29 protein-coding genes, 1 pseudogene and 2 riboswitches are annotated in these 26,400 nt (G+C 40.0%); of the genes and pseudogenes, 22 read left to right on the top strand and 8 right to left on the bottom strand.

What is annotated here, in order from left to right; translation table 11 throughout:
* Positions 1–327: 327 nt before the first annotated feature.
* Positions 328–1,503, bottom strand: a complete 1,176-nt coding sequence (locus ACLHDF_RS02010; protein ID WP_413917368.1) for a NupC/NupG family nucleoside CNT transporter — start codon at positions 1,501–1,503, stop codon at positions 328–330.
* Positions 1,504–1,938: 435 nt separating this feature from the next.
* On the opposite strand from ACLHDF_RS02010, the gene ACLHDF_RS02005 reads away from it, so the two are divergent.
* Positions 1,939–2,601, top strand: a complete 663-nt coding sequence (locus ACLHDF_RS02005) for an MOSC domain-containing protein (protein ID WP_413917367.1) — start codon at positions 1,939–1,941, stop codon at positions 2,599–2,601.
* Positions 2,602–2,661: 60 nt separating this feature from the next.
* On the opposite strand, the gene ACLHDF_RS02000 is transcribed toward ACLHDF_RS02005, so the two are convergent.
* On the bottom strand, positions 2,662–3,513 hold the full coding sequence (locus tag ACLHDF_RS02000; protein WP_413917366.1) for a C40 family peptidase: 852 nt from the start codon (positions 3,511–3,513) through the stop codon (positions 2,662–2,664).
* 437 nt (positions 3,514–3,950) lie between these two features.
* Positions 3,951–4,601 (bottom strand): DUF975 family protein, encoded by a 651-nt coding sequence (locus ACLHDF_RS01995; protein WP_413917365.1) that lies wholly within the window; start codon positions 4,599–4,601, stop codon positions 3,951–3,953.
* A 339-nt stretch (positions 4,602–4,940) separates the two neighbouring features.
* On the opposite strand from ACLHDF_RS01995, the gene ACLHDF_RS01990 reads away from it, so the two are divergent.
* Positions 4,941–5,147 (top strand): DUF4181 domain-containing protein, encoded by a 207-nt coding sequence (locus tag ACLHDF_RS01990; protein WP_413917364.1) that lies wholly within the window; start codon positions 4,941–4,943, stop codon positions 5,145–5,147.
* On the opposite strand, the gene ACLHDF_RS01985 is transcribed toward ACLHDF_RS01990, so the two are convergent.
* A complete protein-coding gene (locus ACLHDF_RS01985) occupies positions 5,078–5,380 on the bottom strand; it encodes a hypothetical protein (RefSeq protein ID WP_413917363.1) in 303 nt (100 codons plus the stop codon). The genes ACLHDF_RS01990 and ACLHDF_RS01985 overlap by 70 nt on opposite strands.
* Positions 5,381–5,441: 61 nt before the next feature.
* Positions 5,442–5,786: pseudogene (locus ACLHDF_RS01980) on the bottom strand (LD-carboxypeptidase); the annotation flags it as partial.
* Positions 5,787–6,050: 264 nt separating this feature from the next.
* Between ACLHDF_RS01980 and ACLHDF_RS01975 the strand changes: the two are divergent.
* From ACLHDF_RS01975 to ACLHDF_RS01965, 3 genes are read left to right on the top strand one after another with little or no spacing between them, the layout of a single operon-like run.
* Positions 6,051–6,947 (top strand): sigma-70 family RNA polymerase sigma factor, encoded by an 897-nt coding sequence (locus ACLHDF_RS01975; RefSeq protein ID WP_413917362.1) that lies wholly within the window; start codon positions 6,051–6,053, stop codon positions 6,945–6,947.
* Positions 6,948–6,976: 29 nt separating this feature from the next.
* Positions 6,977–7,138, top strand: coding sequence for a hypothetical protein (locus ACLHDF_RS01970; protein ID WP_413917361.1), 162 nt, complete (start codon positions 6,977–6,979; stop codon positions 7,136–7,138).
* Entirely contained in the window at positions 7,132–7,281 is a 150-nt protein-coding gene (locus ACLHDF_RS01965) for a hypothetical protein (protein WP_413917360.1), read from the top strand. Before ACLHDF_RS01970 ends, ACLHDF_RS01965 begins: the two co-directional genes overlap by 7 nt.
* 39 nt (positions 7,282–7,320) lie before the next feature.
* Here the strand turns inward: ACLHDF_RS01965 and ACLHDF_RS01960 are convergent, their stop codons facing one another.
* Entirely contained in the window at positions 7,321–7,740 is a 420-nt protein-coding gene (locus ACLHDF_RS01960; RefSeq protein WP_413917359.1) for a MarR family winged helix-turn-helix transcriptional regulator, read from the bottom strand.
* Positions 7,741–7,883: 143 nt separating this feature from the next.
* Here ACLHDF_RS01960 and ACLHDF_RS01955 point away from each other — a divergent pair, with 143 nt between their 5' ends.
* The 6 genes from ACLHDF_RS01955 (at position 7,884) to ACLHDF_RS01930 (ending at position 12,087) form a co-directional block, all read left to right on the top strand.
* Positions 7,884–8,231 (top strand): DUF6054 family protein, encoded by a 348-nt coding sequence (locus ACLHDF_RS01955; RefSeq protein WP_413917358.1) that lies wholly within the window; start codon positions 7,884–7,886, stop codon positions 8,229–8,231.
* Positions 8,232–8,432: 201 nt separating this feature from the next.
* Complete coding sequence (locus tag ACLHDF_RS01950) at positions 8,433–8,816, top strand: FixH family protein (protein WP_413917357.1); 384 nt, start codon at positions 8,433–8,435, stop codon at positions 8,814–8,816.
* 324 nt (positions 8,817–9,140) lie between these two features.
* Positions 9,141–9,398 (top strand): FeoA family protein, encoded by a 258-nt coding sequence (locus tag ACLHDF_RS01945; RefSeq protein WP_413917356.1) that lies wholly within the window; start codon positions 9,141–9,143, stop codon positions 9,396–9,398.
* The gene (locus ACLHDF_RS01940; RefSeq protein ID WP_413917355.1) at positions 9,391–10,122 is read left to right on the top strand and encodes a FeoB small GTPase domain-containing protein; all 732 of its coding nucleotides are present in this window, start codon (positions 9,391–9,393) and stop codon (positions 10,120–10,122) included. The genes ACLHDF_RS01945 and ACLHDF_RS01940 overlap by 8 nt, the downstream gene beginning before the upstream one ends.
* A 13-nt stretch (positions 10,123–10,135) precedes the next feature.
* Positions 10,136–11,503: a nucleoside recognition domain-containing protein gene (locus ACLHDF_RS01935; RefSeq protein WP_413918244.1), complete on the top strand. Its 1,368-nt coding sequence runs from the start codon at positions 10,136–10,138 to the stop codon at positions 11,501–11,503.
* 206 nt (positions 11,504–11,709) lie between these two features.
* Positions 11,710–12,087 (top strand): hypothetical protein, encoded by a 378-nt coding sequence (locus tag ACLHDF_RS01930; protein WP_413917354.1) that lies wholly within the window; start codon positions 11,710–11,712, stop codon positions 12,085–12,087.
* 45 nt (positions 12,088–12,132) lie between these two features.
* Here ACLHDF_RS01930 and ACLHDF_RS01925 read toward each other — a convergent pair whose 3' ends face one another.
* Positions 12,133–12,513, bottom strand: a complete 381-nt coding sequence (locus ACLHDF_RS01925; protein ID WP_413917353.1) for a FixH family protein — start codon at positions 12,511–12,513, stop codon at positions 12,133–12,135.
* Positions 12,514–12,752: 239 nt separating this feature from the next.
* Between ACLHDF_RS01925 and ACLHDF_RS01920 the strand changes: the two genes are divergently transcribed.
* Positions 12,753–13,736, top strand: a complete 984-nt coding sequence (locus tag ACLHDF_RS01920; RefSeq protein ID WP_413917352.1) for an HD domain-containing protein — start codon at positions 12,753–12,755, stop codon at positions 13,734–13,736.
* A 96-nt stretch (positions 13,737–13,832) separates the two neighbouring features.
* Here ACLHDF_RS01920 and ACLHDF_RS01915 read toward each other — a convergent pair whose 3' ends face one another.
* Positions 13,833–14,939, bottom strand: coding sequence for a GntR family transcriptional regulator (locus tag ACLHDF_RS01915; protein WP_413917351.1), 1,107 nt, complete (start codon positions 14,937–14,939; stop codon positions 13,833–13,835).
* A 335-nt stretch (positions 14,940–15,274) separates the two neighbouring features.
* Here ACLHDF_RS01915 and ACLHDF_RS01910 point away from each other — a divergent pair, with 335 nt between their 5' ends.
* The 10 genes from ACLHDF_RS01910 to ACLHDF_RS01865 all read left to right on the top strand — a co-directional run bounded on the left by ACLHDF_RS01910 (position 15,275) and on the right by ACLHDF_RS01865 (position 26,371).
* Positions 15,275–16,906 carry a xylulokinase gene (locus ACLHDF_RS01910; RefSeq protein ID WP_413917350.1) on the top strand — a complete coding sequence of 544 codons (1,632 nt, stop codon included), beginning with the start codon at positions 15,275–15,277 and terminating at the stop codon, positions 16,904–16,906.
* Entirely contained in the window at positions 16,900–17,598 is a 699-nt protein-coding gene (locus ACLHDF_RS01905) for an L-ribulose-5-phosphate 4-epimerase (protein ID WP_413917349.1), read from the top strand. The genes ACLHDF_RS01910 and ACLHDF_RS01905 overlap by 7 nt, the downstream gene beginning before the upstream one ends.
* A 29-nt stretch (positions 17,599–17,627) precedes the next feature.
* On the top strand, positions 17,628–19,052 hold the full coding sequence (araA, locus tag ACLHDF_RS01900) for an L-arabinose isomerase (protein ID WP_413917348.1): 1,425 nt from the start codon (positions 17,628–17,630) through the stop codon (positions 19,050–19,052).
* A 158-nt stretch (positions 19,053–19,210) separates the two neighbouring features.
* On the top strand, positions 19,211–20,590 hold the full coding sequence (locus ACLHDF_RS01895) for a sugar porter family MFS transporter (protein ID WP_413917347.1): 1,380 nt from the start codon (positions 19,211–19,213) through the stop codon (positions 20,588–20,590).
* Positions 20,591–20,964: 374 nt separating this feature from the next.
* Positions 20,965–21,216 carry a hypothetical protein gene (locus tag ACLHDF_RS01890; protein WP_413917346.1) on the top strand — a complete coding sequence of 84 codons (252 nt, stop codon included), beginning with the start codon at positions 20,965–20,967 and terminating at the stop codon, positions 21,214–21,216.
* Positions 21,217–21,295: 79 nt separating this feature from the next.
* Positions 21,296–21,406, top strand: a riboswitch (SAM riboswitch).
* An 80-nt stretch (positions 21,407–21,486) separates the two neighbouring features.
* A riboswitch (cobalamin riboswitch) is annotated at positions 21,487–21,676 on the top strand.
* A gap of 152 nt (positions 21,677–21,828) precedes the next feature.
* The gene (gene metE, locus ACLHDF_RS01885) at positions 21,829–24,129 is read left to right on the top strand and encodes a 5-methyltetrahydropteroyltriglutamate--homocysteine S-methyltransferase (RefSeq protein WP_413917345.1); all 2,301 of its coding nucleotides are present in this window, start codon (positions 21,829–21,831) and stop codon (positions 24,127–24,129) included.
* A 136-nt stretch (positions 24,130–24,265) separates the two neighbouring features.
* Positions 24,266–24,883: an acetate uptake transporter gene (locus ACLHDF_RS01880; protein WP_413917344.1), complete on the top strand. Its 618-nt coding sequence runs from the start codon at positions 24,266–24,268 to the stop codon at positions 24,881–24,883.
* Between the two features lie 107 nt (positions 24,884–24,990).
* A complete protein-coding gene (locus tag ACLHDF_RS01875; RefSeq protein ID WP_413917343.1) occupies positions 24,991–25,491 on the top strand; it encodes a GNAT family N-acetyltransferase in 501 nt (166 codons plus the stop codon).
* Between the two features lie 353 nt (positions 25,492–25,844).
* Positions 25,845–26,045 carry a helix-turn-helix transcriptional regulator gene (locus ACLHDF_RS01870; protein ID WP_057244142.1) on the top strand — a complete coding sequence of 67 codons (201 nt, stop codon included), beginning with the start codon at positions 25,845–25,847 and terminating at the stop codon, positions 26,043–26,045.
* A gap of 161 nt (positions 26,046–26,206) precedes the next feature.
* Positions 26,207–26,371 carry a hypothetical protein gene (locus ACLHDF_RS01865; RefSeq protein ID WP_413917342.1) on the top strand — a complete coding sequence of 55 codons (165 nt, stop codon included), beginning with the start codon at positions 26,207–26,209 and terminating at the stop codon, positions 26,369–26,371.
* The last annotated feature ends 29 nt before the right edge of the window (positions 26,372–26,400 follow it).

Raw genomic sequence — 26,400 nt, 5'->3', positions numbered from 1 at the left:
GTGTGTGGTTTCTACATATATTCGATAAAAGATGAAACATGTGGAAATATAAAATACCCTATAATCTTATATTTTGTCCAGATTAAAAGATGGCAAAATAAAAAGCTACCTTGGGTGCGATAGGTTTTTCTATTTTGGGCTGTATATAGTACACACTCTTAGTTAAAATAATATCTCTTATAAGAATCAAATACAAAAAGAACCCTTGCGGCAGTAGGGGCAGATTCAGGATTCAGCTAAGGGTTCTTTTGTTTACTATGCAGCTTTTTATCCAAAACAACCACCCAAAACACAAAAAAAGCACTCACCAAAGTGAGTGCTTTCTCCTTAAATAAACAATCCAACCATAATACCTGTTAAAATAGAGCCCATTGTTGCGACTAACAGCATTTTTAAGCCGAACTTTGCAACGCGTGAAGCTTGTTCGCCATTGATTGCTTGGATGGTACCAAGGACAATCCCGATTGAGCTGAAGTTCGCAAATGAAATTAAGTAAGCTGATACGATACCAATTGTTTTTTCAGAAAGGTGAGGCATCATTTTTTGGAAGTCAAGCATGGCAACGAATTCGTTTGCTACTACTTTTGTTCCCATAACGCCGCCGGCTCTCATTAATTCATCTGCCGGAATACCCATGATAAAGGCAATTGGGTAGAAGATATAGCCTAAAATATCTTGAACGGTTAATCCGATTATGCCGTTTAATACGTAGTTCACTAATGCTAAAAGACCAACGTACGTCACAAGCATAGCTGCTACGATTAACGCAACGCGTCCGCCGTCTAGTGCTCCGTCACCGATTGCTTCAAACAGCGTACCTTGCTTAGCAGGCGCTTTGATATCGACTTCGTTTTCATCTTCCACTTTTACAGGTGCAACAATAGAAGAAACAATCAAACCAGAGAATACGTTTAGCGGAAGGGCAATTAATACGTATTCAGCCGGAATCATCTGCATGTACGCCCCTAGAATCGAACAAGAAACGGATACTAAAGATGTTGTTGTGACGATAAATAAGCGGTTTGGCGTTAAGCCTGCAATGTGATTTTTAACCGCGATTAACGCCGTTGTATCACCAAAAATCATCGCATTCACAGCTGTGAAGCTTTCAATTTGGGGAAGTCCGGTAATTTTTGAAACAAGTCCTCCGATATATTTAATCCCAAGGGGTAAAATACGAGAGTAGTTTAAAATACTTAATAATGCTGAAACGAATACAATCATAACTAACGTTTGGATAAAGAAAATGCCTTTTCCTGCAAGATCTCCAAACACGAACGAAATTCCGTCGTTACCAAATGATAAGATCTTTGTAAATACACTCGTAATAAAGTCAAGCACCTTGCGACCAATTGATGTATTCATCATAAAAGCAGAGATGGCGAGCTGAATGACAAGCATAACTGCGATACCTTTGTAGTTGATAAGTTTCTTGTCGTTTGACATTAGGAAAGCAACTGCTAAGACAATTACAATTCCGATAATTCCCATTAAAATTGACATTTACTTTTCTCCTTACATGTACTCTATATTTATAAAAGAGGGACGTGCATAGAAATGACTATGTAAATCGGCCTCTATTTTATATGAAAATCAGGACTTTCACGCTAGTATTAGTAAAAATGGGCAAAATTTTTTAGGCCATTTTAAAAAAATGACGTAATTGTAAAATAATATTTACTATGTGCTATTATGTAAAAAAACATGCAGATCTGACATAATAACTTATATTTCGACAGCTTCTACTATCTTAAATCATTTTGAACAAAAGAAAAAGAGGAAATGAAGATATTTTTAATATAATTGTGAAATATTTTTTAAACTTTCATGATATTGCCAAGATTTTAGTGGAATACACGAAAAATAAGAGGTTCATCTTTAAAATGTGGTAAAATATGACGTAATTAGTAAGGGAAAACGGGGAAGGGAGAGGAATGAATGAATCAACGTAAAATTATTCATTTAGCAACCGGCATGCCTGAACAAATGGCATATAGTCCGGATAAAGAAATGCGCACAGGCATATGCAAGAAACAAGTAGACGAAACCTTTTTAGCAAAAGAAGGGTTTCAAGGTGACGGCGTAGCGAACTTAAAGTATCACGGCGGACCGGATCGTGCGGTCTGCGTGTATCCGTATGAGCACTATAAAAAATGGAACGAAGAGTTTGATATGGAGCTGCCGATGTCTGCGTTTGGAGAAAATCTGGTTGTCGCAGGCATGGTTGAAAAAGAGGTATGCATTGGAGACATTTACCAAGTGGGAGACGCCGTTATTCAAGTTACGCAAGGACGAAATCCATGTGACACGATTACAAAGCGAACGGGCGTTAAAGGGCTTTTAAAACGAATGATTGAAACAAGCTATACCGGCTATCTTTGCCGCGTGCTGCAAGAAGGTACCATCACGCAGGACACGGAAGTGAAATTGATTCAAGCTCATCCAAACCAAGTATCCGTTTGGTTCACGCTTGATTTATATTTCCATCGCTCAAAAGATGTAGAAGGGATGAAGCGGGCCTTAGAAGTGGCTGAGCTTGCCGAGGACTGGAAGCATAAATTTCAAACGCGCATTGAAAAGGCGCCTTCAGCAGCGCAGTGATAAAAAGTAAATGCCCTCTAATCGTTAGATACGTTCTAACGATTAGAGGGCATTTTTTTCTTAGAAACGTCCGTATCCTAAGAAATGATCTTGATAGTAAGAAACATTTAAGTCAGCTACAGCTACACCGTGTGAACCAGCATGAATCATTTGGCCGTTTCCGATGTAGATTCCCATGTGAGATGGACCGCTTGTATATGTGTTTTGGAAGAATACTAGATCGCCTGGTTGTGGAGACGAAATTTTTGTCGCCATGTTCCAGTAGCTTGCTACGCTAGTACGTGAAATGCTGTGACCGCTATGGTTGAACACGTACGCGATAAAGCCTGAGCAGTCAAAACCGCTTGGTGTGTTTCCTGCCCATTGGTAAGGTGATCCTACTAAACTACGTGCAACACTTACTGTGCTTCCAGAAGCCGTGCTTGTTGTTGGCGCCGGTGCTGGTGTGCTTGTTTCTTGTGCTGCAGATGTAGACGCAGCTGCTGTAGAAGTAGAAGGAGTTGATGTGCTTACACCTTTTACTTGGCTTGTTGTGTTTGGCTTACCTGATGCAATTGTTACATAGCTTGAGCTTTTTGAAATCCATTTGTTTGGTGCGATTTCAACTAAGCCGTTTGCTTCTTTTAAAATAGCAAACTCTTGGCCTTGTGTTGCAGTTCCAACCACTGGAGATGAAAAGCTAGCTCCTTGACGAATATTTAACGCACTTACGTTTACGATGACTTTTTGATTAGTAGTGGTTGTTGCTTGTTGTTGAGGTACGCTTGTTGGCGTTACCTTTTCTTGTACGGGTGCTGGTGCAGCGCCTCCGTCATTTGCACTTGCTGAAGTTGTGCTAAATGTTAGGGCAGCGGGAACAAGTAATGCTGCTAACCCCATATTCATAACTGTACGATTTGCTTTCTTTAGCATGTTCTTTCTCCCTTTCCATAACTTGTTTTATTCACAACTGTGAGTCTATCAATCCTGACAGGAAAAGTAAACATCTAATTCCAAATTACGACATTTTGTAACATAGTTTTAATATTAAAGGGCGATATAAGTAGAATTGTCACCCTCTCTGTAATAATTCTGACAATTTGTCTAGGTAGAAATGTTTAGGAGATTCATAGATTTATTAGAAAATATGTAAGTTGTATGGAATTTTTCTATTTTTACGTTAAAAAAGGAGGGGAAATTAAAAAACAGCGGCTATTTAACTGCTGTTTCTAGTGGGTATAGTTCGATAGTAATATAGTTTACTGTTTCATTAAACGAATAACAGGGTACAAATTTCAACTAATGTATATGAAGAGAATATCAAACCTAAATAAAAAAACCGTATTCGCAACTCGAATACGGTTTTTCGTTTATTCAGCAACTTCTCCTTCATTTGCTTTTAGTTTTTCATAAAACACGCCAAGCGAAGTCGTTACATACGGAACAAGCCATAATAACCCGATGCCAAGCGTAATCAAGCTTAAAATTCCCCACCCAATAAAGCTTAAAAGGAGTAAAAAGTAGGTCCATTTATAGCCGTTCATTAATCGTCTGCTTTCAGTAATAGACTGGTTGACCGAATAATTTGGGTTATCGCGGAATACGTAGTAAGCCTGTGAATACGCAAGACTTTTGATGATGCCTGGAATGATTAATAAAATACTCCATAATACGGTATAAATAATGGTTAGCAAGTAAAGCCCGAGTGTTCTAAAATATAATCTTGCAGATGAAAACGAATCAAACACATTTCCTACACGGACGCTTTCTCCTCTCACTAAACGCAGCAGTACCCAGTAGTAAGAAAAGAAGAGCGGTACGAGCAGCAGAGATACAATATTTGACAAGGTAGACTGCGAGTATTCGGCTTCGGACCCGCTTGGAAATCCGTTGATCAAAAGGTCAATAAGTGCTGGAATACCGGCAGCAATTAGGTACGTAACGAACGTAAGCAGTACGGCAAATCCCCAGCGGTTTTTCAGCGCTGCGAGTGCACCTCGCTTCACTTCTTTTATTCTCATAACGTGATGTCCCCCTCTAGATGAGTTTATACAGAGAATTTAACCTGTACATTAGTCAATATATTAGCGATTTTTGAATATATGAATGCTTGCACCAATAAGTTGTATAAAGATTTTTTATAACCTTGAAATTTGTGGAAAGTTCTCGAAAATGGAATTATAAGGATATTTTGGTCGGAAGGAGAAATGGAAATGACACTTGTGTATTTGCTGATTCTGGCAGCTGTTTATATCTTTCTGGACTTTTGCCTACGAAAAAAGCTAAATACAAACGTTAAAAAAAGCTATTAGAGAAGTTTTAAAGGAAGGCGTCCGCTTTTTATTACAATCGAAATAGTGATGCTTGCTTCGTTTTTAGTTTTGGTCTTTGTCATACCTCCAGCTTACACCTCCTTTTTTATGTTTCTTTTCTTGTTTCTCCTATATGTGCTTGGAGGGTTTGAAGAATGGAAGTTTGAAAGAAATCAAAAAGAGCACTACCACTCGTGGTTTGGTGCAACTTTTTTCTTATTCGGGACGCTTATATTACTGATAACAGATATGTAAAACAAGATTGAGGCATAATGAGGCATAACGAAATGAACCGCGGTTGATTTCCGTGCAAGACTTCGCTTTCCGCGGGCGGCCGGTGAGCCTCCTCGTCGCGTCCGCTCCTGCGGGGTCTCACCTATGCAGCTTTTCACGCAGTAGTCTTCGGCTTGCCCTCCAGAAATAAATATATACATAAAATCTACGTTCACCATTAGCGTGAAAAAATCCGAACGAGTTTGATTCTCCATCAAGAATCAAGCTCGTTCGGATTTTCCTTCAACGAAACTACTTTTGTCACGACCTCATTTTTTACGTAAAGTATTGGACGATGGTGCCTTTATTCTCCTCTACGTTAACACGGGCATATGCGCCGTTAATAAGCGTGAGCTGAGGAGGGAGGTGCGCGCAGTCGATATCATAAACAACAGGAATATGTAAGTCAGAGGCAAGGTCATGATACACATCTTCAGCACTATAGAAATCAACGGATTCATTAGCGCTGCTTCTTCCGAATAAAATACCCGAACAGTTGTCAAACCAGCCCGCTAGCTTGAGATGAAGGAGTGAACGGCGAAGGTCAGCAGTTGTCAGCTCTCAGTTGTCGAAGTACCAAATGACCGGTTCTGAAGGAATATATTTTTCTCGAAAAGCCTTTTTCCTCCATCCGTTCACACGATAAAGAAAACATGGAATGAAGAGGTTCGGGTATACCAGAAGACGGTGCCGTTACGCCAATAGTAGGGGGGGATGCAAGAAAAGGATAGGTAATCATAGCGGCCTCCTTCAAAGGTCTTAGCTTATTTTACCAATGAGAAGAGTCGTGAAGAAGCTTATTTTTAGTTTAATTTAGAAATATTGGTAGGTTTTGCAAAAAATGCGTATTAATAGATGTAAAAGCAAGCGGAAAGGGGCAATACCATGGAAGATGACTGGATTGTTACGTGTATATTGCGTAAAAAAGAAAAAGGGCTGGAGCTGTTAATTGATCAGTACGGAGGGTTAATCACGTCTATTATACGCAAGTATTTAGGCACGCTGAAAAGCTATGAAGAAGAATGTGTAAACGACGTGTTAATAGCGGTTTGGCATCATATTCATCGCTTTGATTCGGAGAAAAATACGTTTGAAAATTGGGTGGCGGCTGTTGCGAAGTACAAAGCGATTGACTACCAGCGCAAATACATAAAAACGCAGCGCGAAGCGGAAAGTAGTGAAGTAGAAGGAGTTCATAACGTTCAAGCAAACGACGTGGAAGAACTACTGTGTCACTTAAATGAAGGAGATCGCGAGCTGTTTAAAGCGTATTGCTTACAAGAAGTTGAGCTAAAACAAATTGCTCAAAAGCAGCAGACAAGCATCAGCAATTTATATAACCGGCTGTCACATGGACGAAAAAAGCTTGACGACGGGCAGGTGCTGCTTGGGCTAACGATTGGCGCAGATGAATTTAGAAGAACCGCACTAGGTCTTAACCGTGACCCGCCAATTCGACTGGGAGAGCTGCGCGTGAAAATTGGCAAGATGTCGTTTTTTGATTCAGCTTCAAGCATTACAAATGAAATCATCAAAAACAAAGACGGAAGCTGGAGCTATTTGTACGCATTAAAATTAACGCAAGCAGACACGGACGGAGACGGGAAAATCGATGTTCATGGCTACAACGTGCTAGATCATATAGATCCAAACAAAACTATCAAATTAACGCTCAGTTCACAAGCCTCGAGTTTAAAAAGAATCCAGCTCATCCTAAAAGCGGGGACCACCGGGATTCTTACGGAGAAATTAAAGGCAATTGGACCATACACACCAGCGTAAACGGCTCTAAAATTATAGCTGATACTAAAGTGTATCCGTTAAATAAAGAAATTCCGATTAAACTGCACTATACGTTTACAGCATCAAAAGGAAATGCGCAAACTGGGGCACAAATCGGTGTTAATGTTAAAGGTCAAATGGAAGAGACCTGTTTGAAAGCGGAAGCGGAGGAGGAACAAATACAGTGCTAGAAATGGACGAGGAGTATCGGAATGATAAAGAAGTGACTATGCTTCAGTTCGTTCCGTATGTAAGTGATCACGAAAAAGACTGGTCAAAGGACTTAACCTCGGACACCTTTAATTTAAAAGTAAATAACAAAGCACAAAAATAAAAAACAGATGCCTGCTACGCAGCGGGCATCTGTTTTTTATCAAACATCCATTTTATTTAACAAGCGAAGAAACATCTGTAATTCTTCATCCGTAAAATGTCCAAGCTTTTCACCATATTCTTTGGTGAGTACTTTTTCCATTTCTTCTGCAAACGCTTTTCCTTTATCTGTAACCGATAAGTAGACAACGCGGCGGTCTTTTTGACTGCGTACGCGCGTGACGAATTCTCGCTCCATCAGCCGGTCGCTGATGCACGTCATGCTGCTGTTTGAGATGTGCATATGCTCTGCAATCTCAGAAACAATATGCTCGCCTTCTTTATACAGCAGGTGAAGCGCTAAAAATTCATTTAAAGGAATATATGATTTTAAAGTGGGAATAACAGACATCTGCATTTTTTTTGTTTGGTTTCGCATAGTTGAAACCACATCTTGTATAAGTTCATCGCGTGTATTCATAGAGGTTGTGTGCTCCTTTTTCCGTTCAAACAATTCTTTTTCTCTTCTATTGTACCATATTGTTCATTAAGAGAAGGGGCAGGTTTTTTAGAAGGGAAAAGAGAAGTAGTACATATCTGTTGCGATAGAAAGGGGCTTGAGTGATGGAAAAGGTAATTGAATTTAAAACGACGCTTCTTCCTTTTGATGGAGCAAAAAAGCTTGTGAACGCAAACAATTCTGAAAGTGACTTATTATACAGAGAATATTATGATCTCGGAGACGGCAAGCAGCTGTGCACGCTTGTGTTTGAACGCTATTTCTTTCGCACCGGCGGTAGAGGATCATTGACGATCATTTTAGAAAACGTGTCCGGTCCAAACAAAGTAAAGTGTATTCCTTCAAGAAGCACAGAAGGTATGTTAAATATTGACTGGGGAGCAAGCAAAGATTTTGTACGGTGGGTAGAAAATGCACTGTCGTCGTACATGCTAGAAGAACCGCAGAGATAAAGGCAAGGCTGGAGAAGTAAAAAGCTTCTTCAGCTTTTTTTGTGAAGGGAATGACGAGTAAAGGGATGAAAAAATGTGAAAACTACTGTGGAAATAAGAACTTTATGTGGACAATGAGCATTTCTTCTCTTTTTATCTGATAAATGGGTATAATATGAAATTGCAGGAAAGCTTCAAACTTACATAACAAAGGAGAACATAATGAAAAAACTCAGCATCGTATTATTTGTTTTAATTATAGCTATGGTAGGCTGTTCAAAAGGAAATGATTCAAGTTCAAAGGAAGTAAAAGGAACAATTGAAGTACCTCAGTCGATTCAACCAAATGAAAAAGTGAAGCTTGAAGTCCTTGTGACACAAGGAGATAAAAAAGTTGAAAACGCCGATGATGTACAGTTTCAAGTTGAAAAAGAAGGCTATATCAATCAAGAAATGACAAAAGCACCGCACGAAGGAAAAGGCGTATACAGCACGGACTATACGTTTAAAGAAGACGGCGAATATACGATTACGGCTCACGTTACGGTAGATGGTAACATGAAAATGTTCACGAAAAAAGTGATGGTAGGCAAGCCTAAAGAGTAAAGCTTACAGTTGAAGAAGCGGCTTATATAGCCGTTGTTAAAAGAGAATGCTTCGTGCATTCTCTTTTTTTATAAATTAAAAGTAGCTGAAAATCAGCTGTAAGTTCCTCTAGACTAAAAAAGTTTCCTATGGTAAACTTTCAATATCATTATAATTAAAAACTAAAAATTAAAAATAATTAATGCTGACATGTTCATTTTTTTGCATAAACAGAATAGCCTATTACAAATCAACGAACTTATCTTTTGTATTTTTTTACCTTAAAAGTTGGTCTTAGGAAAAAATATAACCTCAGATAAAAAAATGAGAAGGGATGAAAAATAGATGGTTAGTACAAAAACCTATCCGTTGTCTACATTTACAACAGGTGAAACCGTACAGCTAGAGCGAATTGAAATCGAAGGTACGTTAAAGCGCCGTTTGTTAGATTTAGGGTTTATTCCAGGAGCAATAATCAAAGTGCTTCAAAAAAGTCCGTTAGGAGATCCTGTTGCTTATCAAGTAAGCCATACGACTATTGGGCTTAGAAGGGAAGAAAGCTCAAAAATGTATGTTAAAAAAGTGGGTGACGACGTTGGATAAGTATCGTATCGCATTAGCAGGTAATCCAAATACAGGAAAGAGTACGTTATTTAACAGCTTAACCGGCCTCAAGCAGCATACAGGAAACTGGACGGGGAAAACAGTAGCCAAAGCAGAAGGGACATTTGAACATCATCATCAGCTCTATACCATTGTCGATTTGCCAGGAACGTATTCACTGTATTCAAATTCAGCAGACGAAGAAGTAGCGCGTGATTATATTTTATTTGAAAGACCGGATGTTACGGTTGTTGTTGTGGATGCAACGGCGATGGAACGAAATCTCAACTTAGCGCTGCAGGTGATGGAGATGACTGAAAACGTCGTGATTTGCGTGAACTTAATGGATGAAGCGAAGAAAAAAGGAATTGTAATTAATGAAAAAAAGCTAGCCGAATCGTTAGGCGTACCGGTCGTTCCAATATCAGCCCGTAATAAAAAAGGAATTACGAATTTGCTAGACGCGATTGAACAAGTCGTACGCGGGCAATTAAAGCTTAATCCGTACCAGGTGCAGTACACAAAAGAAATTGAAGCGTCACTAAAGGAGCTAGAGCCTCAAGTCGCCTCTATTGTTGGAAATCAATTTCCTTTGCGCTGGATTGCTTTGCGGGTCCTTGATGGAGACACGTCGTTTTTAGAAACTATTCAACAGCGTCAGCAAAAAGATATCAGTCACACAGAAAGGAGGAACAGCGCATATGGGAAATCCGTTAACTCCTGAAAACTCATTAGCGATGGAACAGCTAACTCGCTATGCGCAGCAGGCAAAAGAAAAAGATCATCGTTCGAATATGGTCGCAAGTATTTATCAGGCGTCACAGCAAATATGTAAAAATTCAGTTGTGTACGAAGACCGCTCAAAACTTCAGCGCACAGAAAAGCTAGATAAAGTTTTTACCTCGCCAATCTGGGGATTTCCGATTATGCTTGGCATTTTATCGGTCATCTTTTATATCACAATAGCAGGCGCAAACGTTCCTTCCGGGTTAATCGCACAAGGTTTTGGCTGGGCAGAAGGATATTTAACAGCTTTCTTTCAAGCTATGCATGCACCAGAATGGCTGCACGGGATTCTTGTATTAGGACTATTTCGGGGCACAGGATGGGTCATTAGCGTGATGCTGCCTCCGATGGCAATCTTTTTCCCTGTTTTTGCGCTTTTAGAAAACTACGGCTACTTGCCTCGCGTAGCGTTTAATATGGATCGTTTGTTTAAACGAGCAGGCGCACACGGCAAACAGTCGCTAACGATGGCGATGGGGTTTGGATGTAACGCCGCAGCGATTATGTCGACGCGTATTATTGAATCGCCGCGTGAACGCATGATGGCGATTTTAACGAATAATTTTGTTCCGTGTAACGGCAGATGGCCTACGTTGATTTTGTTAGCTTCTTTATTTATGGCGACCGGCTTTACAGGGAGTGCTAAAACCTTTGTAACAGCGCTTGTTGTAGTGGGAACAGTGTTATTTGGAATCGTCGTGACGCTGTTGGTATCGTGGGCACTGTCTAAAACGGCACTGCGCGGGGTGCCAACACACTATACACTAGAGCTTCCGCCTTACCGCAAGCCGAAATTTGTTGATACAATCGTGCGTGCGACGTTGGATAAATCGCTATACGTGTTAAAACGCGCCATTATTGTAGCAGCGCCTGCAGCGGTGTTAACGTGGGTATTAGCCAATATCTATATTGGTGATACAAGTATTTTAATGCACTTTATTCAGTTTCTTGATCCTTTTGCTCAGCTGCTAGGATTAGACGGTTATATACTAGCTGCATTTATTATTGGGTTGCCGGCTAATGAAATTGTCGTGCCGGTTCTATTAATGGCGTATTTATCAACAGGTTCATTAATTGAAATTGAAGATGTGACCAGACTAAAGCAGATTTTCCTTGATTACCACTGGACGTGGCTAACAGCTCTTAACATGATGTTGTTTTCGCTCCTGCATTTTCCGTGCGGAACGACGCTTGTTAATATTTATAAAGAAACCAAAAATGCAAAGTGGACGTTTCTAGCTTTTGCGATCCCAACAGCAATTGCGATTGGCGTTACGTTTACTGTTGCTCAAGTGGTAAAAGCGTTTAACCTTATTTAAATGTGAAGTGTATATTAAAAAAAGTGCAGGGCTTTGCAAAGAGCCCTGCACTTTTTTTATGGGTACTTAATCAGATGAATAGAATAGGTTGAAATTAATTGCTATTTGTTAGGGTGAATAGTAATTTATATGACATAGATTCACTTCACGTACAAAAGAGATTAATAGACAAAACGCGCAGATAGAATGCTAAAAGGAGGCTGACCGTGGGGGTGTTTTTCAATAAAATAGATTCCAAAAAAACTAGTAAGTATCAAACAAAATTATATTTCGGTTTCACCATCGTTATCATACTGAATCTGATTAACAGCTGGTTTCCCGACTGGTTTTGGCTTTATGTGACGACAAGCAGCGCTCTTATACTATTAGTAGTACTACTGCTAACAACACCTAAACAAGATTCTAATGGAGAGTGGAAGCAGCTAGAAATAGACAAAGATGAGGCTTTTGAAAACAAAGTCAATCTGATGCTTATGAATGGCCGAAGCGACGTGGAAGCTATTAAATACATACGAAAACAAAAAAATCTTGGTTTGCTTCATGCGAAGCAGTATCTTGATCGTATCAAAGAATCAAAGAAATAATAAAAGCGATCTCTGCTTGTCAGAGGTCGCTTTTTGATAGGTAGTTTACTTTTTCTCGCCAATCGTTACTTTTTTCGTAAACATTTTCATGTCGCCTTTTATCGTAACGTGAGCGGTAATCGTATATTCGCCGTCCTCTTTAAACTTATAGCCGGTGCTGTATGCGCCGTTACCTTCGTGTTTTGCATCAATCATTTCTTGATTAATATAGCCTTCTTTTTCAACTTGAATCTGTACAGCGTCTGCATTTTCTATCTTTTTGTCCCCTTGTGTAACGAGCACGTTAATAGATGTTTTTTCGTTTGCTTTAATGGTTTGAGGCACTACAATTGTTCCTTTAACTTCCTGTGACTTTTGCTCATTTCCTTTTGAACAGCCGACCACGGCAATGACTAAAATGAGCAGCAGCATGCTAAGCTTTTTCATAAATATCTCCTTTTTTATCTTATATCCTGTTAGTAAATAAATTTCCCTATAAAACTTTATCACTGAAATCATAAAATAAAATCATCACAATGAGTGATTTTTACGAGATTTTCTGCAAGAGAATTGAACATTTTGTTATAAAAAATAGTTTGCTATTACAACACGAGGAGAGGCGCTTTACAGCGCTGTGTCTTGAGCTTAGGATTAAACATAATAAGCTAGTAAAAGGAGAGAGAAATATGCTTACACTTTATGATGAGCTGTATGGAAAATTCGAAGCAGACGGCGTTCTTTTAGAGCTGATTCAAAGTGATCCCGTACAGCGTTTAAAAGGAATTTACCAAGGCGGAGCGAGCCGGTTTGTAAATGAAAAATGGAATACTACACGATACGATCATTCCATTGGCGTAATGATGCTTGTACACAGGCTTGGCGGGTCTTTGGAAGAGCAAGTAGCGGCTTTATTACATGATGTGTCGCATACGGCATTTTCTCATGTGATTGACTATGTTCTTGAACAAAAAGAAGAAAATTATCATGAAATGATTTACGAAAAAATAGTGGCTGAGTCGTCTATTCCTCATATTTTAAAGAGCGCTGGTTTAAACTGGCGAAATATCTTACTTGCTGAAAGCCGCTGGACGCTTCTTGAACAGAAAGCTCCGCTCCTATGTGCTGATCGCGTGGATTATACGCTGCGGGATTTATACGTGTGCGGAGAGATTACTTTACAAGAAGTACATGCCTTTTTAGATCAGCTTGTTGTATTTAAAGGACAAATGGTCTGCAGCAATCTATCAGCTGCAGAGTGGTTTTTGGCTGCTTATTATAAAGAAGTGATTGGCTTTTTTATGAACCCGCTTAATATGTTTGGAAACCATCAGCTTACAGAAGTCATCAAACTCGCTTTGCAAAAAGATATAGTATCTATGGAAGATTTTTTGAAGCAGGATGAAGATTTGATGCGTTTGCTGAAAAACTCCGGAGATAGAAGTATTGAAGCAATGTTAGCTACTCTTTTTAACAGCAAAGTAGAAACAGGCACTGCTTCTTGTCATAGTGTTCACCAAACGACAAAAATGCGCTGGGTTGATCCTCTTGTTGTTGTTTCAGAACAAGTCGTTCCTGTATCCAAGCTATCTATTACTGCTAAAAGAGTAATAGAAGAAGCAAAACAAACGATAGAAAAAGGGGTATATATTAACATTCACGCTTCGTTGTGAAGGTTGCGCTGCTGTTTACATAGATAAGGGGATGCAATTAGTATGCATCCCCTTATACCATAAGCAGCTTTTTAGATCCTTAAAGGAAGACTTGTCTCAACGAACTTCGTCGCGCTTCGCGTTCAACTCTTTAATGGTTTCTCCTTCAACTAACACGGGCTGATAGTAAGTTTCATTTGGCAGCTCTTTTTTGCCCTGCAGCTTTTTAATGATCCAATCCGCTGCATCGTGTCCCATTTGTTCCTGCGGATGCGTTAAAGTTGTTAAATTAATCGTTGCATTTTTAGCGATGTAGGAATTATCTTGACCAATAATTGACAACTTGTCCGGAATGGAAATACCAAGCTGTCTGCATACATTTACGACTTCTAATCCCACTTCATCGTTATAGCAGACAAGGGCCGTCATTTCGTCTTTGTTTTCAGTGAGAAACGTTTTTAAATTAGCATACAAATCGAGCTTTGTTTCGGTGTTAAAAGACAAAATATGTTCGGGCTGAAAGCGGAGCTTTGCTTCACCAAGCGCTTTTATATATCCTTTCATTCGGTACTTTCCCTGAAGATCATCCATTTTTGCAATGAGACCAATTTGTGTATGTCCTTTTGAAATTAATTCATTTGTGGCAAGGTAGCTTGACTGAACGTCGTCTAGACAAAAAAATGGAACGTCCAATTCTTCGTAGTAGGCGTTAATCATCGTAAACGGAACATCTTGTTCTTTGAATGATAAATAATAAGAGATGTTTGGATTGTACAAATTGCTTTTTGTAGGTTCAACAATTAGACCATCCACTCCGTAGGAAAGCATCATTTCCAACGCTTTTTTTTCTTGTTCTACATCATTATTCGTGCTCGCCAGCAGCAGCGAATAATTATCTTTATTTAATCTGCTTTCAATTCCGCGAATGATAGAAGGGAAAATATAGTCAGAAATGTACGTGGTAATAACGCCGATCGTTTTGTTTGCAGAAGCCCCGCTAGTTTTGGATTGATACTGATTGCTTACATAGGTGCCAGATCCTTTTTCGCTTCTTAAAAATCCTTCATTCGACAGCTCCAAAATCGCTTTTCGAACCGTATGTCTGCTGACGTTATACATTTCTTGCATGATCGATTCAGTAGGGATTTGTTCGCCCATACTGTAATCGCCTGAAAGAATTTTACTTTTTATATCCTCAATAATCACCTGATATTTTGGCTTCATGTTTTCACTTCTTTCGTAGTTGTATACATTCAACTTTTTTTGTGTGTATAATTTGTATGGACATATTTTATCATGAACGTGAATAAATGAAAAGATTTCTCTGGTTTTTAATTGAAAGCAGAATGATTTAACGATTGAATACACATTGTTTAAAAGTTTAAAGAGGAAAAGGCAGGGATTTTTAAATACTTGTGTGCATATATAATTTTATTGTTGACAAATGTACGTACAAATAAATATACTTAGGTTGTTAACAAATTCAAACAGCGTTACATAAAACGGAAAGCGCTTCCTTGCTGCTATAGGTATCTTTGGCTATCAGAAAGGAGATTAACGTGAAAACAACTCAAGAAAGCATAAAACAAGCAATTGCTAAAGGAAAAACTTCACTTGGAATTGAACTCGGATCTACCCGTATCAAAGCGGTGCTGATTGACGAAAGCTTTGAAACAATCGCATCAGGCAGTTATGAATGGGAAAATCTCTTAGAAGACGGTTTTTGGACGTACAACTTAATCGATATTATTACAGGTTTGCAAATTGCTTATCGTGAAATGAAGCAAGAAGTTGAACGAAGCTATGGACTAACCATTCGAACAATTGGCTCCATCGGCGTTTCAGCTATGATGCACGGATATATGGCGTTTGATAAAACGGGGGAGCTGCTTGTTCCGTTTCGAACGTGGCGTAATGCCACAACAAGCGCAGCGGCAAGAAAATTAACTGAACATTTCCAATTTAATATTCCTGAACGGTGGAGCATCGCGCATCTGTATCAGGCAATTATAAATCAAGAAAAACATCTGCCGCGCGTTGATTACATTACAACGTTGGCGGGCTATATTCACTGGCTGCTAACGGGCAGTAAGGCGCTTGGTATTGGAGATGCTTCGGGGATGTTTCCAATTGATGAACGCACGCAAAATTACAGTGAAGATATGATGAAGCAGTTTGATGAACTCATTTCTCATGAAGGGTATCCGTGGAAACTAACAGATATTCTGCCTTCAGTCCATACCTCAGGCGAGCAAGCAGGCACGTTAACAGCGATAGGTGCTAGTATTCTAGATCAATCTAAAAATTTACAGCCCGGCATTCCGTTTTGTCCTCCAGAAGGAGATGCGGGAACTGGAATGGTTGCAACAAATAGCGTAAGAAAGCGCACGGGAAATGTTTCGGTAGGAACTTCCGTTTTTGCGATGATTGTATTAGACAAAAAGCTTTCAAAAGTCTATCCAGAAATCGATTTGGTTACTACGCCAAACGGCAGTCCAGTTGGAATGGTTCATGCGAATAACTGCTCAAGCGACTTGAATGCCTGGCTCGGATTATTTCGTGAATTTTCGGAGGCTATGGGGCAAAAAGTAGAGTCGGATAAATTATTTGAAGTGATGTTAAATAAAGCGTTAGAAGCTGATCCTGACGGAGGGGGCTTGCTTAGCTACGGCTATTTCTCAGGCGAAAATATTACAGGAGTAGAAAGTGGCCGTCCATTATTTGTCCGTTCAGCAAAAAGTAATTTTAATCTAGCAAACTTTATGCGAACGCATCTTTTTACAGCTTTTGGTGCATTAAAAATGGGAATGGATCTTTTAGTAAAAGAAGAAAACGTAAAGATTCACAGTATTTTAGCGCATGGGGGGTTATTTAAAACTCCGGTAGTTGGTCAAAAAATGATGGCAGCTGCAATCAACACGCCGGTTTCCGTAATGGACACAGCAGGAGAAGGAGGAGCGTGGGGAATGGCTATTCTTTCTTCTTATATGCTTAATAAAAGTGAGAATGAAAGTTTAGAAGATTTCTTGGATGACAAAGTCTTTAAAGAAGTGACCGCACAGGAAATCTACCCTGACGAACTCGATGTGAAAGGGTTTGAAGCATTTATCAAAAGATACAAAAAAGGGTTAGTGATTGAAAAAGCAGCTGCAGAGCATCACAGCGAAGAACGGGAGGAGTTAATGTGCTAGACAAATTAAAAGAAGAAGTATTTCAAGCAAACGTCGATTTGCCAAAACACGGACTAGTAAAGTACACGTGGGGAAATGTAAGTGCGATTGATCGAGACAGCGGTTTGTTTGTGATTAAACCAAGCGGCGTTACGTATGAAAAAATGACAGCCAAAGATATGGTAGTCGTCGATTTAGATGGCCGAGTTGTAGAAGGCGAGCTCAATCCTTCCTCTGATACACTGACGCACGCCGTACTGTACAAACATTATCCGCAAATCGGCGGTATCGCCCATACGCATTCAACGTGGGCGACCATTTGGGCTCAAGCAGGACTCGATGTGCAAGCATTGGGAACCACTCATGCCGATACCTTCTATGGTTCCGTACCGTGCGCGCGCTTTTTGACAGAAAAAGAAGTGAATGACGGATATGAAGTGGAGACCGGCAAGGTGATCATTGAAACGTTTGAAGAGCGCGGTTTAGATGTGTTAGCGGTTCCTGGTATTTTACTTCAGGGGCACGGGCCGTTTACGTGGGGAAAAGATGCCAAAACGGCTGTAATGAACAGCGTAGTACTAGACGAAGTATCAAAGATGAATTTCTTTACACAAAAATTAAATGGGATGGCTGAAGAGCTGCCTCAGCGTATTTTAGATAAACATTATTTACGAAAACACGGAAAAAACGCGTATTACGGGCAAGGACAGTAAAAGAATTACATACAGAAAAGGGGATTATCATGTTAAAAACTACTCAAAAAGAATTTTGGTTTATTGTTGGTTCACAGCACCTTTATGGAAAAGAAGCACTCGCAGAAGTAAAAGCACACGCGCAAACCATGACTGATGCTTTAAATGAAAGCGGTGTCTTACTTTATCCGCTCGTACTGCAGGATTTAGCTGTTAATGCTGATACAATTACAAACATGATGAAGGAAGTTAATTACCGAGATGAAGTTGCCGGCGTAATTACGTGGATGCATACGTTCTCGCCTGCAAAAATGTGGATCCGCGGCACCAAGTTATTACAAAAACCTCTGCTTCATTTAGCAACACAATTTAATGAAAGCATTCCTTGGGAAACGATTGACATGGATTTTATGAACTTAAATCAATCCGCTCATGGTGATCGTGAATACGGTTTTATCAACGCGCGTTTGAACAAGCAAAATAAGATTGTAGTAGGCTACTGGGAGCGTCCCGAAGTACAGCAGCAAATTGCACAATGGATGGATGTAGCCGCCGCTTATAACGAAAGCTTCAATATTAAAGTTGCGCGTTTCGGTGACAATATGCGCAACGTTGGAGTAACGGAAGGAGATAAAATTGAAGCGCAAATTCAATTTGGCTGGACGGTTGACTACTTCGGAATTGGTGATCTTGTTCAATATGTAAATGCCGTTACGGAAGAAGAAATCAATGATTTATTTGCTGAATATGCAGATGCGTATGAATTTGTCTACGGTGATTATCGTGTAGAAGACTGGGAGTCTAGCGTAAAAGTACAGGCAAGCTATGAAATTGCGATTAAACGTTTTCTAGATGAAGGCGGCTACAGCGCCTTTACCACTAACTTTGAAGATCTATACGGCATGAAACAGCTTCCTGGTCTAGCCGTACAGCGCTTGATGGCACAGGGATACGGCTTTGCTGGTGAAGGAGACTGGAAAACAGCCGCGCTTGACCGCTTACTCAAAGTGATGAGCCATAACCAGTCAACGGGCTTTATGGAAGACTACACGTATGAATTAGCTCCCGGTCGCGAGTCAGTGCTTCAATCTCACATGCTTGAAGTAGACCCGACGCTAGCGACAAACAAGCCAAAACTAATCGTTTCTCCGCTAGGAATCGGCAACCGCGAAGACCCGGCCCGCTTAGTATTTGATGGTAAACAAGGAGAAGGAGTAGTGGTTTCTATGGCTGACTTTGGCACTCATTACAAGCTGTTAATTAATGAAGTGTCCGCATTTGAGCCGGAAGTTCCAGCTCCAAACCTTCCGGTAGCGCGCGTGCTTTGGAACATTAAGCCGAACTTCCAAGACGGTGTTAAAGCGTGGATTGAAAACGGAGGCGGTCACCATACGGTTCTTTCATTAAATTTAACAACGGATCAAATTGTGAGCTATGCAAAGCTTGTTAATTTAGAGTACGTCATTATTAAGTAAGCATTCACATTTCTGAGGGAGCGCTGCTTCCTTGGAAATATGATATAGCTTTCACTAGGCAAGTAGTGAAAGAAAGTCAATTTTAAGAAAGAATGAAAGCGTTTTAAAACAGTGTAGTAGGTAGCAAAACTAAGACAATAAAAAGGGGATATATGATCATGAGTAAAGTATCAAGTAAGTTTATCTTCTTCTTCGGCTCATTTGCCGGTATTTTATTCGGTTATGATATTGGGATTATTGCTGGTGCAGAAGGTCATATCCGTGAAGCGTTTCATTTAAGTCCACTGTGGCTGGGAATTGTGGTTTCGTCTTTAATGGGCGGAGCAATTATCGGTTCCATTTTAAGCGGTTTATTAGGAGATAAGTTTGGACGAAGAAAGTTAATTTTAATTTCTTCTATTATCTTTTTGTTAGGCTCAATCGGTTCAGCGATTGCACCAGAGGAAATTACATTAACGATTGCTCGCGTCTTTTTAGGTACAGCGGTAGGGACGGCTTCTTCTTTAGTTCCTGCCTATATGTCAGAAATCGCGCCTGCCAATATTCGCGGGAAGCTTTCAGGTTTGAATCAGCTAATGATTGTAATTGGACTATTATTAAGCTATATCGTAGCGTTTATTTTTGAGCCGATTCCAAACAGCTGGCGACTCATGCTTGGAAGTGCCGGTATTTTTGCGGTCGTATTATGCATCGGTATGATCAAACTTCCAGAGTCGCCTCGCTACTTAATTAAAAACGGAATGGCAGATAAAGCGCGTGAAGTGTTGCGTACGCTTCGCCGGTCAACAGCTGAAGTGGAAGCTGAAGTGTCTGAAATTGAAAGTGTAGCTGTTCATGAACAATCAGGCATTAAACAGCTGTTTCATAAAAAGTTTCGTTTAGCTTTAATTATCGGTATCGGAATGGCAACTTTCCAGCAAATTCAAGGCTCAAACTCAATTGTTTATTATGCGACAAGCATTGCCCGTCAAGTTGGTTTAGCTCCGCAGGTAGCTGCTGGTTTTACGGTCATTGTTGGGGTAATCTTCGTCGTGACAACCCTTATTTTTCTGCAGTTTGTTGATAAATTCAACCGCCGTACCATTCTTACGATTGGCGGTGCGGGTATGGCAATTTCATTTTTTACACCGGCTATTCTAGGAGTAGTGGGAGTCAATGAAGCCATAGTTAACTGGGTTACGCTAATTGCACTTTGCTGCTTTATTCTTTGCTACGCGTTTTCTTGGGCACCGCTTACGTGGATCATTGTAGGAGAAATCTTCCCGCTTTCTGTACGCGGAATTGGTGCTGGGATTTCATCTGCTTTTAACTGGACAGGATCACTGGCAGTTGGGCTTATATTCCCTATTTTAGCTGACCAGTTTAGCTTAGGCGTGATCTTTTCAACTTTTGGGATTATTTGTGTACTCGGATTACTTTTTATACGTTTTGTAGTTGTTGAAACAAAAGGGCGAAGCCTAGAGCAAATTGAAACGGACATGGCAGCTCACTCTGAAAGAAAGCCATTGAGTCAAGTTGAGCGTAATAAATACGTTTGAGGGTCGTAAACGTTTTAAACAAAAGAATCCTTTGCTATCTCAGCAAAGGATTCTTTTTTTACGTAATGTGAATGATTCATAGATACGATAAAGGTATCTTTTTTTAAAAGTCTTTCTGTGATTTACAGTAAGACTTTTGGCATATTCTACATAATTATTGGAGAACCCTTGTAGCAGAAGGCTTGGTCAAACGTTATAATAGAGAATGAATGATGATATGTTCTCTATATTTGTCATATATTTGTATTACATATGTAATTGAAGGAAAACATTCACTTGATATACTGTTTAATGACTTAACTTTATCTGAAAACTTACCGTGAACCTACTATTCGTAGAGAGGTAGAACATATACAGCAAATGGAGGAGCTATCATGGCAAACGAAAAGATGCAAGAGGGGCTTGATCGTTTTATCAAGGAAGATTTAAATGACCTTTTAGGTAGACTGTTCCCCTTAATGGACCGGGAGTGTGCCGAGGAAAAGAGAAAGCTTATCGAAACGGCGGTAGAGTATATTTATTCTTCAGGATACCATCAAGGAGCAAAAGATTTAATTGAAACACATCGAAAAGACGGTTACAAATTGTTAAGGGAAAAGTTAGCGTCAGCGCCTCCTGAAAACTGATTTTTTTAAAAAAATTTTGACAACGTAAATGTAAGGTGTTAAGATAACTCTAAATTCAAAACATTATAAACAATTAAAACTCTTATTGAGAGAGGCGGAGGGACTGGCCCTGCGAAGCCCGGCAACCATTTAACGATTTTGTTGAAAAGGTGCTAAATCCTGCAAAGCGTACAGCTTTGAAAAATAAGAGAGGATTTCATAGATACTATGCCTCTCTATTATGAATAGAGAGGCTTTTTATTTTATGTGAGGATGTTTTGAATACGACAATTTTATAAAAATGCATCAGGTGCTGTGTAACGAATGTGCGCAGCTTAAAAGGGAAGACCGGTGAAAATCCGGCGCGGTCCCGCCACTGTAATGGGGAGCAACTTATTAACCACTGTTTCATTCTGAAATGGGAAGGGATAGGAAGCGATGAACCTAAGTCAGGAGACCTGCCTGTTGTATGCACTTAAGCTCTACGGGATATAGAGAGGAGTGAGGAATACGTGTTGAGAAAAACAGGCTATCTCAACTCTAGTTAAGTATGCGTATCATCTCTCTTTTTATTTCGAAAAGAGAGATTTTTTAGTTTAGCGAAAAAAAAAGAAGCTACAGGGAGTGGAAAAAATGAGCAGTGTAAAAAGTTCAAACTTAGGTTATCCAAGAATTGGTGAAAAACGTGAATGGAAAAAAGCGCTTGAGCAGTTTTGGGCAGGAAAGCTAGAAAAAGACGTATTTTTGCAGGAAATTGAGGCTCTTCGTCTAGGGCATCTAAAAAAACAGCGTGATGCAGGAATTGAACTGATTCCAGTCGGCGATTTTAGCTTATACGACCATGTGTTAGATACAGCCGCCATGTTTGGTCTGGTGCCAAAGCGCTTTGATTACGACGGAGGAGCGGTATCGCTTGAAACGTATTTTGACATCGCACGAGGAACAAAAGGTGCAGTAGCATCTACCATGACAAAATGGTTTAATACAAATTATCACTATATCGTACCGGAGCTTGACGAATGTAAGCCGGCTCTTGTAGAAAATCGCCCGCTTCAGTTTTACAAAGAAGCAAAACAAAAGCTAAATATCAAAGGTAAGCCCGTTATTTTAGGCCCAGTGACATTTGTAAAGCTGTCAAAAGGATATAAAGAAAGTGAGTTTAAACAAGTGGTAGAGCAATTTGTTCCGCTTTATGCGACTATTTTAAACGAGCTGGAGTCAGAAGGCGTCGAGTGGGTACAGATGGATGAACCGGTTTTATCTACAACACTATCAAAGGAAGACCTCGCGCTGTACAAAGAAGTCTATCAAGCTTTGAATGAAGCAGCACCCGGTGTAAAAGTTATATTGCAAACGTACTTTGACAGCGTTGATCACTACAAAGAAGTTATTTCTCTTCCTGTTCAAGGAATTGGTTTAGACTTTGTGCATGACCGCGGAGAAAATCTAACTGCATTTAATAAATATGGTTTTCCAAGTGATAAAGTACTTGCGGCAGGGGTTATTGACGGACGAAACATTTGGCGTGAGAATTTGGATGAACAGCTTTTAACCCTTAGTGAAATTGAAGAAGCCGTATCAAAAGACCGTCTGATCCTGCAGCCTTCATCGAGCCTATTACATGTTCCTGTCACGGTGAAAAGCGAAGAAACGATTGACTCAGTTCTAAAGAACGCGCTGTCCTTTGCAGATGAAAAGCTGAAAGAAATTACGCTTTTAACAAAAGCGGTGCAGCAAGGAAAAGAAACAATAGAAGAAGAGATAAGTGTAAGCACACAGGCCATTCAAGCATTAAATCGATCATCTTTTCGAAATCATCAGGAGGTACAGGAAGCGCTGAAACAGCTGCATAGCTATAAAGCGGAGCGTCAAGCACCGTTTGACGTACGTCAGCGTATTCAAAAAGAGGATTTTCAACTGCCGCTTCTTCCAACCACAACGATTGGAAGCTTTCCGCAAACAAAAGAAGTGCGCCAAGAGCGTCTAAAATGGCGTAAAGGAGAACTAACAGACGAAGCGTATGAAGCGTACATTAACGATGAAATAAAAAAATGGATTGAAATTCAAGAAGACATCGGCTTAGATGTACTTGTGCACGGGGAGTTTGAGCGAACGGACATGGTTGAATACTTCGGCGAGAAATTAGGAGGCTTTCAGTTTACTAAGTTTGGCTGGGTGCAATCATACGGTTCTCGCTGCGTGAAGCCGCCGCTTATTTACGGAGATGTATCGTATCAGCAGGCGATGACGATAAAAGAAACGGTCTACGCACAGTCTTTAACAAATAAGCCGGTTAAAGGAATGCTGACGGGTCCGATTACGATTTTAAACTGGTCGTTTGTGCGTGATGATATCCCGCGCTACGATGTGGCGAATCAAATCGCGCTTGCTCTTAGAAAAGAAGTGGAAGCACTCGAGAGTCATGGCATCTCTATGATTCAAGTAGATGAACCGGCGCTTCGTGAAGGACTGCCGTTAAAAAGAGAAAACTGGGAAGACTACTTGAGCGCTGCGGTGTATGCGTTCAAACTAGCGACGGTATCCGTGCAAAATGATACGCAAATTCATACGCATATGTGCTATTCGGAATTCGAAGAGATTATTGATGCCATCAAAGCGCTTGATGCCGACGTGATTTCCATTGAAACGTCTAAAAGCCACGGTGAACTAATTTATGCGTTTGAAGAACATACGTACAATCGAGGAATTGGACTTGGTGTGTATGATATCCACAGTCCGCGCGTACCGAAGCTTGAAGAGCTGACGCGAAACATCGACCGCGCCCTAAAGGTACTTGATCCTACATTATTTTGGATTAATCCCGACTGCGGCCTTAAAACAAGAGGAATCAGTGAGACGGTTGAAGCTCTAAAAGTCATGGTTGAGTCTGCAAAACAAACAAGACAAAATCTATTACAAAACGTTCAATCATAAAGGTTTACAAAACAAGCAGTGCAGCGTTTACACTGCTTGTTTTAATGGGATTTAAAAAGTCCAAAAATATCCATTGACACTTCCCGTACATTTTTGTATCTTTTTAAAGGTGTTTTTAAAATCAGGGAGGTACAACATGAGTAACAACAGCACGCAGCACGTTAAAATTGTAACAGCGGATCCATCAGCGCTAGGTCTATTCGGGCTTGCCATGGTGACACTTGTTGCATCGTTTCAAAAGCTTGGGGTAACCGACGGTGTTTCATTGGTATTACCATGGGCGATTTTTTTAGGCGGAATAGGGCAGTTAATCGCGTCTATTCAAGATTTCAAACATAATAATACCTTCGGCGCAACTGCTTTTGGTGCCTTCGGGTTATTTTGGTTAGGTGTAGCTATGACATGGCTTATTCAGCTTGGAGCATTTGGGGAAGCGCTCGCAAAAGAAGCAGATCCAAAGCAGCTCGCATTTGCTTTTGTAGGCTACTTGATTTTCAGCGTTTTTATGACAGTTGGAGCAATGGGCACTCATAAAGTATTATTTATTATTTTTGTGTTAATTGATTTTTTATTCATTGGATTATCGCTAAGTACATTTGGTGTGGCATTTGAATATACGCACTTACTAGCAGCAGTATCAGAGCTATTAATTGCTCTGTTTTCATTCTATGGATCTGCGGCGGCTGTATTAAATACTCACTATGGTCAAGTTGTGCTTCCAGTGGGCAAGCCGTTTGGTGCATTTACAAAATAATCAAGACTATCATTAAGAAGCGAAGTAGGATTGAATTCTGTATCTTTCAGAGGTCAATCCTTTTTTGTTTGTGCGTTTTTATATATAGTAGAAAGAGATAGTTATAAATGAAAGGAAACGTTCCAATGATTATAAGACAAGTGCAAGAAAAGGACTTACAACAATTAATAACGTTAGAAAACAAAGGCTTTACACCCGAGGAAGCTGCTTCAAAAGACGCGTTTATCACGCGAATCCAAACCATTCCTGATACGTTTATCATTGCCGAAGAAAATGAAGAAATGATTGGGTATGTGAACGGTCCCGTTATTTCAGCTCCGTTTATCACAGATGATTTGTTTGAAAAAACGATTTCCAACCCTGAGACAGGCGGTCATCAAAGTATTTTAGGGATTGTCATAAATCCAGAGCATCACCACAAAGGAATTGCGAGTATGCTTCTAGGAGAGTTTGAGAAACAAGCGCGGAACAAACAGCGCTTAACGGTTACCTTAACGTGCAAAGAAGAATTGATTCCTTTTTACGAAAAAAACGGGTATGTCAATCAAGGAGCTGCAGAGTCTCAGCATGCAGGCGTGCAGTGGTTTAATATGAGTAAAAAGCTTTAATGTTACTAGTATAGATTGCTTGTTACACCGCTGTTGATTTCCGTGCCAGACTTCGCTTTCCGCGGGCAGCCGGTGAGCCTTTCCCGCAGGAGTCTTCGCCTTGCCCTCCAATCATCAGCTAGAAGCAACGAACTAGATTAAGCCTACATTTACCATAGCAATAAAAAAATTCGAACGAGTTTGATTCTTAATCAGACTCGTTCGAATTGTCCTTCAACTAACCTACTTTTGTCCCAGCCTCTATTTCAGGTATGTAAGAAACATTAGTTTGTCAAACATATTTGACAGTAACAAGGAAGATAATATAAGATATGGATGTAAAAAGTTTTTTACATTTTAGAGATGAGTGATGAATGGTGGAAAACCGAATTAAAGAACTGCGTAAAATCAAACGAATGTCTCAGGATGAACTGGCAAAAGTATGCGGCGTATCAAGACAAACGATTAATGCAATTGAAAACAATAAGTATGATCCAAGCTTAACGCTCGCTTTTCAACTGGCCGAAGAGCTGGGAGCAACGGTAGATGAGCTGTTTTTATTTCATAAATCATAATCTAGTTAAAAAGAAGAAGGTAATGGGAAGCGGCAATCTTACTAGTAGATGTTTTGACACTTCTGTTTTATAAGCGAAAAGTACATAAGTAAGTAGAAGATTAATAATACTTCTATCCCTTCATATAAAAAAGAATTTAAAGAGCGATGGTGATGAGACGAATGGAAAATCGAGCTGTAGGAGTAGCTCTTACAAGCATGGGAATGTTACTGCTGATGGTAACGTTAATACTTCCTGTTCCGGGATTAATCTATAGCTTGCTTGTAGGAAGCAGCATTCTACTAAAGGGATGCGGAACGGGAGTAATAAAAAGATGTATCACCTAAAAGCAGGAGGCTGTACAATATAAAGCATC

Origin of the sequence: Priestia megaterium, assembly GCF_046599315.1 — a bacterium.
In the GTDB taxonomy this organism is placed as follows: Bacteria; Bacillota; Bacilli; order Bacillales; family Bacillaceae_H; genus Priestia; species Priestia megaterium_F.
This window is presented reverse-complemented; position numbering and strand designations above follow the sequence as displayed.

Bases quoted from the DNA above. Each gene is read 5' to 3' on its own strand.
- metE (WP_413917345.1), top strand. From the start codon at position 21,829: ATGAGCAGTGTAAAAAGTTCAAACTTAGGTTATCCAAGAATTGGTGAA.
- ACLHDF_RS01915 (WP_413917351.1), bottom strand. From the start codon at position 14,939: ATGAAGCCAAAATATCAGGTGATTATTGAGGATATAAAAAGTAAAATT.
- ACLHDF_RS01945 (WP_413917356.1), top strand. From the start codon at position 9,141: ATGGTTAGTACAAAAACCTATCCGTTGTCTACATTTACAACAGGTGAA.
- ACLHDF_RS02010 (WP_413917368.1), bottom strand. From the start codon at position 1,503: ATGTCAATTTTAATGGGAATTATCGGAATTGTAATTGTCTTAGCAGTT.
- araA (WP_413917348.1), top strand. From the start codon at position 17,628: ATGTTAAAAACTACTCAAAAAGAATTTTGGTTTATTGTTGGTTCACAG.
- ACLHDF_RS01960 (WP_413917359.1), bottom strand. From the start codon at position 7,740: ATGAATACACGCGATGAACTTATACAAGATGTGGTTTCAACTATGCGA.
- ACLHDF_RS01895 (WP_413917347.1), top strand. From the start codon at position 19,211: ATGAGTAAAGTATCAAGTAAGTTTATCTTCTTCTTCGGCTCATTTGCC.
- ACLHDF_RS01950 (WP_413917357.1), top strand. From the start codon at position 8,433: ATGAAAAAACTCAGCATCGTATTATTTGTTTTAATTATAGCTATGGTA.
- ACLHDF_RS01995 (WP_413917365.1), bottom strand. From the start codon at position 4,601: ATGAGAATAAAAGAAGTGAAGCGAGGTGCACTCGCAGCGCTGAAAAAC.
- ACLHDF_RS01935 (WP_413918244.1), top strand. From the start codon at position 10,136: ATGGAACAGCTAACTCGCTATGCGCAGCAGGCAAAAGAAAAAGATCAT.
- ACLHDF_RS01865 (WP_413917342.1), top strand. From the start codon at position 26,207: ATGGAAAATCGAGCTGTAGGAGTAGCTCTTACAAGCATGGGAATGTTA.
- ACLHDF_RS01975 (WP_413917362.1), top strand. From the start codon at position 6,051: ATGGAAGATGACTGGATTGTTACGTGTATATTGCGTAAAAAAGAAAAA.
- ACLHDF_RS01925 (WP_413917353.1), bottom strand. From the start codon at position 12,513: ATGAAAAAGCTTAGCATGCTGCTGCTCATTTTAGTCATTGCCGTGGTC.
- ACLHDF_RS01920 (WP_413917352.1), top strand. From the start codon at position 12,753: ATGCTTACACTTTATGATGAGCTGTATGGAAAATTCGAAGCAGACGGC.
- ACLHDF_RS01990 (WP_413917364.1), top strand. From the start codon at position 4,941: ATGCTTGCTTCGTTTTTAGTTTTGGTCTTTGTCATACCTCCAGCTTAC.
- ACLHDF_RS02000 (WP_413917366.1), bottom strand. From the start codon at position 3,513: ATGCTAAAGAAAGCAAATCGTACAGTTATGAATATGGGGTTAGCAGCA.
- ACLHDF_RS01890 (WP_413917346.1), top strand. From the start codon at position 20,965: ATGGCAAACGAAAAGATGCAAGAGGGGCTTGATCGTTTTATCAAGGAA.
- ACLHDF_RS01875 (WP_413917343.1), top strand. From the start codon at position 24,991: ATGAAAGGAAACGTTCCAATGATTATAAGACAAGTGCAAGAAAAGGAC.
- ACLHDF_RS01870 (WP_057244142.1), top strand. From the start codon at position 25,845: ATGGTGGAAAACCGAATTAAAGAACTGCGTAAAATCAAACGAATGTCT.
- ACLHDF_RS01955 (WP_413917358.1), top strand. From the start codon at position 7,884: ATGGAAAAGGTAATTGAATTTAAAACGACGCTTCTTCCTTTTGATGGA.
- ACLHDF_RS01880 (WP_413917344.1), top strand. From the start codon at position 24,266: ATGAGTAACAACAGCACGCAGCACGTTAAAATTGTAACAGCGGATCCA.
- ACLHDF_RS01985 (WP_413917363.1), bottom strand. From the start codon at position 5,380: ATGGAGAATCAAACTCGTTCGGATTTTTTCACGCTAATGGTGAACGTA.
- ACLHDF_RS02005 (WP_413917367.1), top strand. From the start codon at position 1,939: ATGAATCAACGTAAAATTATTCATTTAGCAACCGGCATGCCTGAACAA.